13 protein-coding genes are annotated in these 13,316 nt (G+C 41.9%); 10 read left to right on the top strand and 3 right to left on the bottom strand.

The window, feature by feature from the left end; translation table 11 throughout:
* Nucleotides 1-5 precede the first annotated feature (5 nt).
* From MHB40_RS08780 to MHB40_RS08810, 7 genes are read left to right on the top strand one after another with little or no spacing between them, the layout of a single operon-like run.
* Nucleotides 6-1,460 (top strand): aldehyde dehydrogenase family protein, encoded by a 1,455-nt coding sequence (locus MHB40_RS08780; RefSeq protein WP_342534335.1) that lies wholly within the window; start codon nt 6-8, stop codon nt 1,458-1,460.
* Between the two features lie 15 nt (nt 1,461-1,475).
* Nucleotides 1,476-2,510, top strand: coding sequence for an ABC transporter ATP-binding protein (locus MHB40_RS08785; protein WP_342534336.1), 1,035 nt, complete (start codon nt 1,476-1,478; stop codon nt 2,508-2,510).
* Nucleotides 2,479-3,456 (top strand): dipeptide ABC transporter ATP-binding protein, encoded by a 978-nt coding sequence (locus MHB40_RS08790; protein ID WP_342534337.1) that lies wholly within the window; start codon nt 2,479-2,481, stop codon nt 3,454-3,456. Before MHB40_RS08785 ends, MHB40_RS08790 begins: the two co-directional genes overlap by 32 nt.
* Before the next feature lie 39 nt (nt 3,457-3,495).
* Nucleotides 3,496-4,467 carry a P1 family peptidase gene (locus MHB40_RS08795; RefSeq protein ID WP_342534759.1) on the top strand — a complete coding sequence of 324 codons (972 nt, stop codon included), beginning with the start codon at nt 3,496-3,498 and terminating at the stop codon, nt 4,465-4,467.
* A 17-nt stretch (nt 4,468-4,484) separates the two neighbouring features.
* Nucleotides 4,485-6,041 carry an ABC transporter substrate-binding protein gene (locus tag MHB40_RS08800; protein WP_342534338.1) on the top strand — a complete coding sequence of 519 codons (1,557 nt, stop codon included), beginning with the start codon at nt 4,485-4,487 and terminating at the stop codon, nt 6,039-6,041.
* Nucleotides 6,042-6,057: 16 nt separating this feature from the next.
* Complete coding sequence (locus tag MHB40_RS08805; protein ID WP_009374228.1) at nt 6,058-6,999, top strand: ABC transporter permease; 942 nt, start codon at nt 6,058-6,060, stop codon at nt 6,997-6,999.
* 12 nt (nt 7,000-7,011) lie between these two features.
* The gene (locus MHB40_RS08810; RefSeq protein WP_205442624.1) at nt 7,012-7,839 is read left to right on the top strand and encodes an ABC transporter permease; all 828 of its coding nucleotides are present in this window, start codon (nt 7,012-7,014) and stop codon (nt 7,837-7,839) included.
* Here MHB40_RS08810 and MHB40_RS08815 read toward each other — a convergent pair.
* The gene (locus MHB40_RS08815; RefSeq protein WP_342443179.1) at nt 7,828-9,465 is read right to left on the bottom strand and encodes a PucR family transcriptional regulator ligand-binding domain-containing protein; all 1,638 of its coding nucleotides are present in this window, start codon (nt 9,463-9,465) and stop codon (nt 7,828-7,830) included. The two genes, MHB40_RS08810 and MHB40_RS08815, sit on opposite strands and share 12 nt — an antisense overlap.
* 140 nt (nt 9,466-9,605) lie before the next feature.
* On the opposite strand from MHB40_RS08815, the gene MHB40_RS08820 reads away from it, so the two are divergent.
* Entirely contained in the window at nt 9,606-10,961 is a 1,356-nt protein-coding gene (locus MHB40_RS08820) for an aspartate aminotransferase family protein (protein WP_342443180.1), read from the top strand.
* Between the two features lie 44 nt (nt 10,962-11,005).
* Here the strand turns inward: MHB40_RS08820 and MHB40_RS08825 are convergent, their stop codons facing one another.
* Nucleotides 11,006-11,458: a MarR family transcriptional regulator gene (locus tag MHB40_RS08825; RefSeq protein ID WP_205442628.1), complete on the bottom strand. Its 453-nt coding sequence runs from the start codon at nt 11,456-11,458 to the stop codon at nt 11,006-11,008.
* A 126-nt stretch (nt 11,459-11,584) separates the two neighbouring features.
* On the opposite strand from MHB40_RS08825, the gene MHB40_RS08830 reads away from it, so the two are divergent.
* Both MHB40_RS08830 and MHB40_RS08835 read left to right on the top strand, forming a co-directional pair.
* Nucleotides 11,585-12,016 carry a GNAT family N-acetyltransferase gene (locus tag MHB40_RS08830; RefSeq protein ID WP_342443181.1) on the top strand — a complete coding sequence of 144 codons (432 nt, stop codon included), beginning with the start codon at nt 11,585-11,587 and terminating at the stop codon, nt 12,014-12,016.
* Nucleotides 12,017-12,110: 94 nt separating this feature from the next.
* Complete coding sequence (locus MHB40_RS08835) at nt 12,111-12,794, top strand: hypothetical protein (RefSeq protein WP_342443182.1); 684 nt, start codon at nt 12,111-12,113, stop codon at nt 12,792-12,794.
* Nucleotides 12,795-12,924: 130 nt separating this feature from the next.
* Here MHB40_RS08835 and MHB40_RS08840 read toward each other — a convergent pair whose 3' ends face one another.
* Nucleotides 12,925-13,314, bottom strand: coding sequence for an RDD family protein (locus MHB40_RS08840; RefSeq protein WP_342443183.1), 390 nt, complete (start codon nt 13,312-13,314; stop codon nt 12,925-12,927).
* Between the last annotated feature and the right edge of the window lie 2 nt (nt 13,315-13,316).

The raw sequence follows: 13,316 nt of genomic DNA on the forward strand, positions 1-13,316 counted from the left end.
GTACGATGAAAAAAATTCCTATGTTGATAGATGGCGAGTGGGTTCACGGTGATGCAGAGGCATACCTAGATGTTAAGAATCCCTCAACAGGTGAAGTGATTGCACAAATTAGTAACGCGAGTAAAGAACATGTAGAAGAGGCAGTACGTGCAGCTCGTATAGCATTTGAACGAGAGGACTGGCGTCAATGGAAAGCCTATGAACGTGGGCAGTTATTGATCGAATTTGCTCATTATATTCGTAAGCATGCTGAGGAATGGAGTTTACTCGAATGTCGGGATGTAGGAAAGCCCTTATCACAGGCAAGAGCAGATATTGAAGCAGCGGCTCGCTATTTTGAATTTTACGGCGGTGCAGCGGATAAGGTGATGGGGGATACCATTCCGATTGAGGATGGGCTATTAAATGCGGTAGTGCTAGAGCCAGTCGGCATTACGGTACATATTGTGCCATGGAATTATCCGATTCAAATTACGGCAAGAAGTGTCGCAGCGGCTATAGCGACTGGTAATGCAGTCATTGTGAAAAGTGCGGAGGATACACCGCTGACAACCCATGCCATTGCACAATGGTTCGCGGATAAGCTACCAAAAGGGATTTTCCAGCATATTACAGGATTGGGACGAGAAGTTGGCCCTTATTTAACATCACATCCCGATATTAATCATATTACGTTTACAGGTTCTGTTCCAACAGGGATTGCGGTGATGAAGGCGGCAGCGGAAAATGTTGTGCCAGTGACATTAGAGCTTGGAGGGAAATCACCTAATATTGTTTTTGCGGATGCTAACATCGAGCAGGCATTAGAGGGGGTTGTACGTGCGATTATCCAAAATGCTGGTCAAACTTGTTCAGCAGGGGCACGTTTACTCATTGAGGAACGTATCAAAGAGTCCTTCATCGCACAATTAGCGCAAAAATTCCAAGCGATACAAGTAGGGCCAGGTGAAGCGGATATGGATATGGGGTCGCTACTAAATGAACAACAATATACGAAAATCACTGCATTATTACAGCAAGCAAAGGTAGATGGCTATGTAGTTACGGGTGGAGAACCATTGACATTGGCAGGCTATGAAAATGGCTTTTATGTACAGCCAACTATACTAGATGGCGTTGATCCAAAAGATCCTTTAGCGCAGGAAGAAATCTTTGGCCCTGTGTTAACCGTCTTGACATTTTCCACTGTAGGAGAAGCTATCGCATTAGCCAATAGCACAGACTATGGCTTAGTGGCGGGCATTTGGTCGCAAAATATTGATACGGCTCATTATGTGGCAAGTCGTGTGCAGGCTGGCCAAGTATTTGTCAATAATTATGGGGCTGCTGGAGGCATTCAAATGCCGTTTGGAGGCTATAAAAAAAGCGGAATTGGTCGAGAGAAGGGCTTTGTTGCACTGCGAAACTATACGCAAATGAAAAACATCGCTATACGCTATGCACCACCTAATCAACACTGAGATGGAGGGACGCATATGGAACAGCCAAAAGAAAAAGAAGTGCTTTTAGAGGTCAATCAATTATCAATCAAATTCCATCTGAAAAATGGTAAAGAGGCTAAAGTTGTTGAAGATGTAAATTTTACCATTCACAAAGGAGAAACCGTTGCACTAGTAGGTGAATCGGGTAGTGGCAAAAGCATTACATCCTTAGCCATCATGCGGTTGCTGCCCATACCACCAGGAGAAATTACAGCAGGTTCTATAACCTTCAACGGCAACAATCTACTTAGCTATAAAAATAAAGAGATGAGCCGTATTCGTGGTAATGAAATTAGTATGATTTTTCAAGAGCCCATGACCTCTTTAGATCCCGTTTTTACGATTGGCAATCAAATGATAGAAGGCATACGCAGACATCAAAAGGTATCCAAAAAAGAGGCGTGGCATAAAGCGCTTCAGCTCTTAAAAGAAGTCGGGATTGCGAATGCAGAAAAGGTCATCGCTGAATATCCTCACCAATTATCAGGCGGGATGCGGCAACGTGTCATGATTGCCATCGCAATGTCCAATAATCCGCAGCTATTGATTGCGGATGAGCCAACTACAGCGCTGGATGTCACGGTACAGGCACAGATATTAAAGCTGATGCTGAAAATGAAGGAAGAGCATCGGTCAGCCATTTTATTCATCACCCATGATATGAGTGTTGTCGCAGAAACAGCTGACCGTGTCATGGTGATGTATGCAGGGCAGATAGTCGAAGAAGCGCCAGTAAGAGAGCTATTTTTAAATCCACAGCATCCTTATACAACGGCTCTATTAAAGACAATGCCAAGCCTTGAAACAGATGTCAAAAGGCTGCCGTCGATTCCTGGGACTGTGCCACCAGCGTATGCATTACCTGACGGCTGTCGCTTTGCCCCTCGCTGTCCACATGCGATGCAGCATTGTCATCAGGAGCAACCCGCAGTTCATTACATTCAAGAGGCACATAAGGTGCGCTGTCATTTATTCACAGAGAAAGGAGAGCTGGCTCATGACGAAGAAAGAAGTTTTGCTGGAAATTAATCATTTAAAAGCCTACTTTCCTGTGAAGCGCAAGTCGATGAAGGAAGAGAAAAAAGTCATCAAGGCAGTTGACGATATTTCAATAGAGATTTATAGAGGAGAAACACTTGGTATTGTTGGCGAATCAGGTTCAGGAAAATCCACCTTTGGACGAACAATTTTAAAGCTCGTTGAACCAACGGCAGGGGAAGTATTGTATAAAGGGCAGCCCATCCAGCATTTAAAGGGGAATAAGCTGCAAAGTTACCGCAATCAAATGCAAATGATTTTTCAGGATCCCTTCGCCTCTCTCAATCCTCGGATGCGAATCGGTTCTATTATCGAAGAACCGATGAAGCTGCAATTAACCTTGACGAAGGAGCAACGAAAAGAGCGTGTGAAGGAGCTGTTACAAAAGGTAGGGCTACCTGAGGATGCCATGCAAAAGTTTCCGCATGAATTTTCTGGTGGACAACGACAGCGAATTGGGATTGCACGGGCATTAGCGATTCATCCAGAATTCATTATTGCCGATGAGCCCGTATCTGCACTGGATGTGTCGGTGCAATCGCAAGTGCTCAATCTCATGATGGATTTACAGGATGAATTTCAATTAACCTATTTATTTATCTCACATGACTTAAGCGTTGTGAAGCATATTAGTGACCGTGTGGCAGTGCTGTATTTAGGTAGAGTGGTAGAAGTTGGGACAAAGAAGGAGCTATATGCCAATCCATTGCATCCCTATACACAAGCATTACTATCTGCGATACCAGTGGTTAATTTTGATGAGCCAAAACAAGAAATACTTTTACAGGGCGAGTTACCAAGTCCGATGAATCCACCTGTCGGCTGTGTCTTTCATACACGTTGCCCGTTTGTGATGGAAAGATGTCATCAGGAAAGACCGGTGCTTCAGAATGAAAATGATCATCAACGCGTAGCTTGCTTTTTGTATGATAAATAATCAGAATATTAAATTTATTTAAGAATCGAGGTGTTGATGATGTTTGGCAATATAACAGATGTGCCAGGTGTTAAGGTAGGACATCGTGAAAACAAGGTGGGCATCACTGGCTGCACGGCGCTATTAGTGGAAAACGGGGCGGTGTGTGGAGTGGATGTTCGGGGCTCTGCACCAGGTACTCGTGAAACAGACGCGTTAGATCCCATCAATGAAATTGATCGAGTCCATGCCATTTGTTTAGCTGGTGGCAGTGCGTTTGGATTAGACGCTGCTACAGGTGTGATGCAATTTTTAGAGGAGCAAGGGATTGGGGTCGATGCAGGTGTGGCAAAAATACCGATTGTGCCAAGTGCGGTCCTCTTTGACTTATTTATCGGTGATCCGCATGCTCGACCTACTGCACAAATGGGCTATGAAGCGGCACAAGCAGCACAAGTTGGGTTATTTCCAAATGGCAATGTAGGCGCTGGCTACGGAGCAACTGTAGGCAAATTAGCAGGTCCAGCGTTTGCGATGAAAGGTGGGCTTGGTAGTGCTTCTTATGCGGGGAAAGGTGGTCTTGTAGCAGGTGCAATCGTGGCTGTCAATGCAGTAGGAGATGTCAAGGACCCTTCGACAAGGCAAATTTTAGCTGGAGCAAGAGATGCGCATTCTGGTCAATGGGTGGATTGCTGTGCCTATCTGGAGGAGCATGCGCAATCAGAGGCATTAGCTGGTACCAATACAACCATTGGTGTTGTGGCAGTGAATGCTAAGCTAACGAAGGCAGAGGCTAAAAAGATTGCGCAGCTTACGCAAAATGCCTTAGCACGAACGATTTATCCTGTTCATACGATGCTGGATGGCGATACGATTTTTGTGCTCGGGACGGGCGATCAATCCTATGCACTTGATTATTTAGGTCAACTAGCAACAAAGGTGATGGAGGAAGCGATTCTTGCTGGTATTAAAGCCGCTGATCGATTGGCGGATGTTGAAAGTTATACAAGCATTCAAAAGATAAGCACTTAGGAAAAGGGGGAACGGCCATGCAATGGAAAAAAAGCGGATTGATACTAATAACAGTGTTAATGGCAATCGTTATGGCGGCGTGTTCAAGTGATGGAGAGAAAAATACGACAACTTCAGGTACTACGGATGGTCAAACGGCAGCAGATGTTCCACAGGAAATTGTTGTACGTGTCAATGATGATCCAGATTTTTTAGATCCACATAAAGCGACAGCGTCCATTTCGTATCAAATGATTCTTAATATCTTTGAGGGGCTAATGGCTCCTGAAACAGATGGCTCGTTAAAAGAGGGACTTGCTGAAAGCTATGAAATCTCTGAGGATGGCTTAACGTATACGTTTAAAATTCGCCAAGGTGTGAAGTTTCATAATGGTGATGACTTAACGATGGAGGATATTCAATATTCCTTTGACCGTTTAATGGGAAAAAATGGTGGGGAAAAAATGTCCAATAGCTTTGATAACGTGGCATCTACAGAGGCACCTGATGCGAGTACATTTGTGATCAAGCTAAAAGAGCCAAATTCAAATTTCCTCTATTCATTAACAGGAAGACAATCAGCTATTATTCCGAAGAGCAATGATGGGAAGCATAATGAAAATCCAATTGGTACAGGCCCATTTGCCTTTGTGAAATATGCACCAGGTACAAATTTAGAGCTTAAGAAAAATGAGCAGTACTGGCAGGAAGGATTACCTTATTTGAATAAAGTAACGTTTGCCTTCCAATCAGATGATCAGGCAGCCATTATGAGCTTGATGGCCAATGAAGTGGATTTAACGAGTGTTCCTTGGCACCGTGTGAGCGAGGTAGAGGGAAGCTATAATTTATCACATCAAAATAATAACTCATCTCTTATTGTGACATTTAACGAAACAAAGGCACCATTTGATAATGTGAAGGTTCGTCAAGCAATCAATTACGCTATTAGTAAAGCTGATATTATTGACTCTGTGTTTGCAGGCTATGCCGTGCCACTTGGCTCTAATATGAGTCCAGCAATGGGCGATTTCCAAAAGAAGGGCTTAGAAAGCATGTATGAGCGAGATGTGGAAAAAGCGAAGGCCTTATTAGCGGAAGCGGGATATCCTGATGGCTTTAAAACAAAAATTACAGTGTCTTCACACAATGATATTTACTCAAACATTGCACAGATTGTCGTGGCTAATTTGCAAGAAATCGGAATTGATGTAGAAATTGAAGTCGTGGAATGGGGAATTTGGCTAGATCGCGTTTACTTTGGTCGTGATTATGCAATGACAACGATTGATTTAACGGGTCGTGCATCTGCTTTTGAAGTGTTGAATGATTACATTTCTACAAATGATAGTGAAAACTTCTTCTTATTTAAAAATGAAGAGTACGACAAAATTATGGCCGATGTTTTAAAGGAAACAGATCAAGCCAAACAAATAGATTACTATCATCGTGCACAGGAAATTTTAGCAGAGCAGGCGACAGCGGTATATATTGCGGATTATCAAATCGTTTGGGGCTCTGATAAACAAGTGACGGGGCTGAAGAGCTATCCATTCTGGTTCCACGATATGTCAGAGGTCAAGTTTTCAAACTAGAAAGGGATGAGTGCTTATGATGTATATCCTACGTCGAATCATCCTGTTAATAACAACCATCCTTCTAGTATCCATTATTACATTTGGTGTTTTTCAAATATTACCTGGTGATCCGGTTCGAACGATGCTAGGGACAGAAGCGGATCCCACTCAAATTGAAAATTTACGATCTGAGCTTGGCTTGGATCGTCCTCTTTATGAACAATATGTGGATTGGATGAAGGGCTTATTGACAGGGCAATTAGGGAATTCCATTCGATTTTCCATGCCAGTAAAAGAATTACTATTTGATCGACTTCCTGTCACAATGTCATTAGCAGGGCTCACCCTTATCATTGTCTTAATCATCTCCTTACCTTTAGGGATGTTTGCAGCAAGAAGACAAAATAAATTAAGTGATGTGTCCTTATCGACTGTAACCCAAATCGGTATGGCCGTGCCTTCCTTTTGGCTTGGGATGATGCTTATTCTTTACATTGGCTTACAGTTCAGCTTCTTTAAAATTAGTGGCTATATTCCTTGGACACAAAGTGTAGCAGGGGCGCTCAGTACGCTCATACTTCCAGCTTTAACGATTGCGATTCCCCAAATTGCGGTGAATTTTCGTTATGTCCGTACAGCTATATTGGAGCAGGTCCAGCTCGATTATGTCCGTACAATACGCAGTAAAGGGATGTCTGAACAAAATGTGATGTATAAGCATGTTTTGAAAAATTCAATGATCCCGATATTGACGGTTTTTGGTTTGATTATGGCGGAGGTTGTAGCAGGGACGATTATTGTGGAGCAAGTGTTTTCATTGCCAGGGATTGGTCAATTATTGATTACGGCTATCAGTAATCGCGATTTTCCACTCGTACAAGGGATCGTTATGTATATTACAGTAGCTGTCGTCATGATTAATTTTATCGTCGATGTTTTATATTCTGTGCTGGACCCTAGAATTCGATTACGTTAAGAGGTGACTACCATGAAACAACTACAGCGCTATACTAAAAAAATCAATTTAGTCATTGGTCTCCTCGTCATTGTTGGCTTTCTGCTCGTCATGCTTGTTAGCTTTTTTTATACACCCCATGATGTCAACGCAATGAATATACCGGAAAAATTGCGTGGTCCAGGTGGTGCTTATATGTTTGGAACAGATGAATTCGGGCGAGATATTTTTAGCCGCATTATGAAGGGGACACAAACAGCCTTTGCCGTTGGTCTATTAACGGTTGCAATCGGAACGGTGTTTGGCATTCTCATAGGCGGGATTGCAGGCTATGTTGGTGGCTGGGTCGATGAAATATTTATGCGCACGATGGACGCTTTAATGGCCTTTCCAGGGATCATTTTAGCATTAATGCTTGTAGCGGTATTCGGCCCAGGAATAACGAATACAGCCATAGCGCTTGGCATTATCGCGATACCTGCTATTGCCAGGATTGCCCGCAGTGGCTTTGTGCAACAACGTGACTCGGAATATGTGCTGGCAGCGAAATTAATTGGGGTCAAGCCTTATAGCATCATGTTCCGCCATATTTTGCCGAACATTTCATCGCAAATTATTGTTGCGGCAACCGTAACATTTGCGACGGCTATGCTGGCCGAGGCAGCATTGAGCTATTTAGGGCTTGGGGTACAGCCACCAAACCCTAGCTGGGGCAGAATGTTAAAAGATTCACAAGCCTATTTAATTGGTGCCCCATGGTATACGTACGCCCCTGGTGGAGCCATTACGATTCTTGTTCTAGGCTTATATATGCTCAGTAATGCTTTACGAGATTTTATGGACCCACGTTCAAAATCGTAATAGATCAGGTGCTGTTTTTTGCAACAGTTCATATGCCTTAACAGCCATTTCAATATTGAGGCGATGGGGAGCTTGTAAAAAATCAGCACCTAATATACTTTCTAGCCGTTCAATTCGTTTATAGAGTGTTTGACGGACAATAAACAGTTGTTCTGCCGTATCATTTTTAGCCCCGTTACAGGTCAGATACACAGCTAATGTTTGAAATAAATCATGGCTACTTTTTTGATCTAATACTAAAATTTCTTGCAAGTAATCTTTTACAAATTGTAGGAGAGCTGTTTGATCCTGCTGTAATAACAATCGATAAACACCTAAATCCTTATAATAGATGGAGCTCGTCAATTGATGATGCTGCATTTGGATGGCTGATTTGGCTTCCTTATAGCCCAGATGAACACTTTCAATCGTTTGATAGACATTGCTAATACCACAGCTAAGGGTAAGTTGCTCAAAAAATTGTGCTGCTTTTCGTGCAACAATCTGTGAAATCGCTTGATCAAAGGCGTCGCGATTGTCTTTCATATAATCTGCCGCAATGTAAAAGGCTAAAATAATAATCTCATGCTGTCTTACAGAAACAGTAGGGAAAAACCCTAGCTTTTTCAGAATCGAACGAACATACATGGCATTTTGGAGCTGTATTTCCTGCCATTCTTCTTCAGGCACAGTATTGGCCTCATCATGTAGATTGAACACGACGACTCGGTAAAATAAATTACGACTTTCGATTGGTAAATAGCTTTGATAGTATTGAATATCTACTGGCTGACCTTGAATTAAGGCTAGGATAAATTCATCCTCACGGCTTTGCTGTCGCTCCTGAAGCATACGGTTACGCATTAAAATATGGGCTATCGACATGGTCGCCCGTTCAAGATTTAACAAGGTGTAATCACTCGGCTTTGGCAGTCCAGAATGCATACATAAATAGCCCCAAACTTGTCCAAGCCCATTAACAGGAATAATGACAAAATGGTCTTTATCCAAGGACAAAAGGTGCAAGGGCTCTTGTAGTTCTAACTGCTGACAATGCTCTTCCATGACACGTAAGTATTTTTTAGCTTCCATCGGATAATAAAAGCTTTTTGTATCTTCTGAGACAAATAAAAATGGCGCATCTGTATCTTGGTGGAGCACTTGTAATATTTTTAAAATACCATTGGGCATTAATGATAATTCCATAAAAGTTTTGGATAGTGTATCTAGCTGTGTAAGTGCCTGTTGGTGTTGATTAATTATGTACGTGTGCAAATCTTGCGTAATATCAATAAATCGTACAATTTCTTCAAAGATAATGATAGGGAAATGATGGGCATTTGCCATGGCAATCAATTCTACGGGAACATGGTCAAAATAGTCTCCAATTTCTATACAAAGACCAGCTGCCTCATTACGAATAAGGTTTTGTAAGTAGGCGATTTGTGTTTCTCGTTCTAGCTGTAAACCGACACCGGTGGTTAAAATTAATTCACCACCATTGATTAATGTGTCAAAATCTTTAATTTCTAATATATGTGTCCACAATACTTGTCGATCAAGGCCATGCTGCCCTGCGATAAGCTTCGCCGATTCAAAATGCTTGCGCTTGAGGACATCACGTACGAGTAGAGGATGTTTCGACATCAATTAGCACCTGCCCTTCGAATGTACAATGTCTATTTCATTATGTTGGAGAAATCAGAAAATTTCAATATTAACTAGCTTAATAGGGAAAATGGTGATAGACAAAAAGACACCGATGATAGACGATTGGAGGTCATGATATGGAGCGAAATGATCAGTTTACACATACTTTACAACAAAAAGATCATGAAAATGTTTGGCATCACATGTCCATGCACAACGACAAAGCACCGCCCATTATTGAACAGGGAGAAGGGGCATGGATTACAGATAGTTTAGGCAATCGCTTTTTAGATGGCATGTCAGGCTTATGGGCAGTGAATGTAGGGTATGGGCGTGAGCGTCTTGCTAAGGTTGCGTATGAGCAGCTGAAAAAGCTCTGCTATGCTCCCCTAACACAAAGCCATGAACCTGCCATCAGACTCGCTGAAAAAATTAACAGCTTACTAGATGATGACTATATGATGTTTTATTCCAATAGTGGCTCAGATGCGAATGAGGTGGCGTTTAAGTTAATACGTCAATACCATCAACAAAATGGGGAAGGGAACCGCTACAAAATCATTGCTCGCTATCGGGGCTATCATGGCAGTTCACTTGGGGCCTTAGCTGCTACAGGTCAGGCATTACGTAAATTTAAGTACGAGCCGTTGACACCAGGCTTCTTACATGTTGCTCCACCTGATCACTATCGTCGTCCAAAAGGGCAGTCCATTGAGGCATACAGCTTAGCACTTGCCCGAGAAATGGAAGAAAAGATTATTTGGGAGCAAAAAGAAACGATTGCGGCTGTGATTATGGAGCCACTCATCACTGGTGGAGGAGTGCTTATTCCACATCCTACTTATGTCAAAGAGGTGGAGCGTATTTGTAGAAAGCATGGGGTATTACTCATCATGGATGAAGTCATATGTGGTTTTGGAAGGACAGGGAAGTTATTTGGCCATCAGCATTTCGACATTCGACCAGATGTCATTACGATGGCGAAAGGATTAACGAGTGCCTACCTACCTTTATCCATAACAGCGATACGCAAAGACATTTATGAAAAATTTAAAGAGACAGACGGCTATAGTCATTTCCGCCATATTAATACATTTGGCGGCAATCCGGCAGCTTGTGCAGTGGCCTTAGAAAATATAAAAATCCTGGAAGAAGAAGGACTTGTGCAACGAGCAAGAGATTTAGGAATTCAATTCCTACATGATTTGCAAGACTTATTAGAGCTGCCCTTCGTTGGCGATATACGTGGGCTTGGGTTACTCATTGGCATCGAGCTGGTCGAAGATAAACAATCTCAAACACCTGCCAAGCCGGAGCTTGTAGCGAAAATTATGGCTGATTGTCAAGCAAATGGCTTAATTGTTGGAAGAAATGGTGATACAGTCGAAGGTTTCAATAATATCATTACGTTAAGTCCACCGCTTTGCTGTACAGACGAGGACTTTGACTTTATGGTTGCTGTATTAAAAAGAGTATTCGCAGCCAATGTCTAGCTTAAGGCGATTCCAAGTGTGCGATAAACCACATGGGATCGCCTTTAATACTGTCGTTTATGCCCTTTCTTTACCTCTTCCCAGTCAATTTCAATGTTATGCAACACACGTGTTAGTAGACTGTGAATGCTGTCCATCTCCTCATTGGAAAATCCCTCAAGCGCACGAGCATTGGAATATTCGCCCTCCCGTTTTAAAAAAGGATAGATGTCCATGCTTTTGGCTGTTGGAAAGAGTAATTTATTTTTCTTATTGCCTTGTTCAATCCGTTTTTCAATAAAGCCTTTGGTCTCCAATTTTTGAATAGCCCGTGAAGCCGTTGTACGATCCACCTTCAATAGCTCTGCGACCTTTTCTTGAATAATACCAGGATTTTCACAAATACGGATGACATATAAATATTGCCCCTTCGTCAAATCCAATTCCTTAAATTCAATATTGCTAATTGAGTCCAATGCCCGTGCAATGGCACCTATTTCACGTAAGATTTCTTTCATGTTCGATCCTCCTGAGATTTTTATTGTAATTGCAATAAAAATCGTTCTATACTAATACTATCATCTTCGAAGTGAAATTGCACCTAGGGAAGATGATAAGGCAGGAGAAACTAGGAGGATTAGTTTATGCGTATAAAAAAAGTAACAACTGAAGCGGAATTACAAACAGCGTTCGATTTTCGACGAAACGTTTTTATTGAAGAGCAGCAAGTGCCTGAGGAAGAAGAGTATGATGAATTTGATGCGCTAGATGCTCCATGCGACCATATTTTGGTGTATTACAATGAGCAACCTGTTGGAACAGGTAGACTTCGAGTTGTGGAGGGCTATGGCAAATTAGAGCGTATTTGTATATTGGAAGAATACCGCAAATTTGGCCTTGGCAAGGAGATTATTGTGGGCCTAGAGCAAATTGCACGAGATAAAGGACTAACAAAAGCAAAATTAAATGCCCAGTCCTATGCGGAGGGTTTTTATGAAAAATTAGGCTATCAGCGTGAAGGCGAAGAATTTATGGATTGTGGCATTCCCCATATTCTAATGAAAAAATACTGGTAATGGATGAAATCACCGTTTTTCACTAACGTTCCAGATTGGCGGAATACTTTGTAACTTTTCAATTGTTGCTTGGGTCTACTGCTAAAAAGGGGGGATGTTGTTGAAGAAATGGATATTCCTTTGTGCCATGTGTTTGTTGCTGACTGCTTGCGGTAGTCAAGTCATAATCGAATGGGTCGATTTAATCAAATGGGATGGTAAACAATATGAAGCTGTTTATGAAGTAGCGTTAGCCGATCGTTCATTCATTGATAAGGAAATAGGGGAAGTTAATTTTAAAGTGGCTGATCAGATCAAAAGGACCTCCTATCGTTTTAAGGATGGCGATGCAGCCTTTCATGAGAAAGGAACGAAGCTTTATGCGATAAAGGGTCTTGACGATGCCATTGCGGTAGAGGATCAGTCGGTGATTAATGGCTATCGAATTTATATGGTAAGAGATGAGGCTCCGCCACGACGGCATTTTGATCAGGTTCCATTAGCACAAGTGAAGAAAATAGAATTTTACACATTCTCTCTGGAAGAAGGCAATCGAAAAACGGCTAGCTATACAGACCCGTCTGACATGGAAGCTATACAGTCGATTTTAGCCAACAGTAAACTAGCCCCATCCTTTGAACCAAATGGTGATACAAGTCGTTATGATGTACTCCTTTATACAGACGAAGCCATTGCTTTTCAATATGGCATCCAATTTGATGGCACTACTTATTTTTGGTTTCCTTCAGAAAAAGCGATTTTATCGAATGATATACAGCAGTTTATTGCGAAAGATTAGCGTACTTCTCTAAAGAGGCAGTATAACTCCTTACTACTTTTTATAATGATTCAGGCGATAAGGAAGATTAACACTATAGCAAAATGCTCCAATTAAAGAAAGCTGCCCAATCTAATTAGGCAGCTTTCATTTATTTTTCCTTTACAACTGTACCAGCAAAGCTGTCATGAGGAAGACGTTGTCCATGCTGTTGCTCAAAGGCTTGGCGATCTTTTAGATAATCAAACGTACTGATGGTGTCTCGATAAGCCATGCGTTTCATAATTTGCCCTTCTGATAATGGACGACCATCTTCATTTTCAAGTGTTAATCCCATTGCTTTGTAGCCAATGGTTTGTCCATTTTTACGAAGTTGTGCATATTCTAGTGCCCACAATACGACAGTTGGCGTAACAAGTGCATGAACAGCCTCATTTTTCACTTTTTTTCGTAGGAAGTGTTCAACACCAAACGTGACAGCCGTTGAAATAGCTGTATCGATTAAAAATGCTGCTGTGCGTTTTTTTGTTATCGATTCCATAT

The organism is Lysinibacillus sp. FSL K6-0057, assembly GCF_038630885.1.
GTDB lineage: Bacteria > Bacillota > Bacilli > Bacillales_A > Planococcaceae > Lysinibacillus > Lysinibacillus fusiformis_F.

Coding starts and splice junctions, on each gene's coding strand:
- MHB40_RS08820 (WP_342443180.1), top strand. CDS start 9,606: ATGGAGCGAAATGATCAGTTTACACATACTTTACAACAAAAAGATCAT.
- MHB40_RS08800 (WP_342534338.1), top strand. CDS start 4,485: ATGCAATGGAAAAAAAGCGGATTGATACTAATAACAGTGTTAATGGCA.
- MHB40_RS08780 (WP_342534335.1), top strand. CDS start 6: ATGAAAAAAATTCCTATGTTGATAGATGGCGAGTGGGTTCACGGTGAT.
- MHB40_RS08785 (WP_342534336.1), top strand. CDS start 1,476: ATGGAACAGCCAAAAGAAAAAGAAGTGCTTTTAGAGGTCAATCAATTA.
- MHB40_RS08805 (WP_009374228.1), top strand. CDS start 6,058: ATGATGTATATCCTACGTCGAATCATCCTGTTAATAACAACCATCCTT.
- MHB40_RS08795 (WP_342534759.1), top strand. CDS start 3,496: ATGTTTGGCAATATAACAGATGTGCCAGGTGTTAAGGTAGGACATCGT.
- MHB40_RS08825 (WP_205442628.1), bottom strand. CDS start 11,458: ATGAAAGAAATCTTACGTGAAATAGGTGCCATTGCACGGGCATTGGAC.
- MHB40_RS08790 (WP_342534337.1), top strand. CDS start 2,479: ATGACGAAGAAAGAAGTTTTGCTGGAAATTAATCATTTAAAAGCCTAC.
- MHB40_RS08815 (WP_342443179.1), bottom strand. CDS start 9,465: ATGTCGAAACATCCTCTACTCGTACGTGATGTCCTCAAGCGCAAGCAT.
- MHB40_RS08830 (WP_342443181.1), top strand. CDS start 11,585: ATGCGTATAAAAAAAGTAACAACTGAAGCGGAATTACAAACAGCGTTC.
- MHB40_RS08840 (WP_342443183.1), bottom strand. CDS start 13,314: ATGGAATCGATAACAAAAAAACGCACAGCAGCATTTTTAATCGATACA.
- MHB40_RS08835 (WP_342443182.1), top strand. CDS start 12,111: ATGTTGTTGAAGAAATGGATATTCCTTTGTGCCATGTGTTTGTTGCTG.
- MHB40_RS08810 (WP_205442624.1), top strand. CDS start 7,012: ATGAAACAACTACAGCGCTATACTAAAAAAATCAATTTAGTCATTGGT.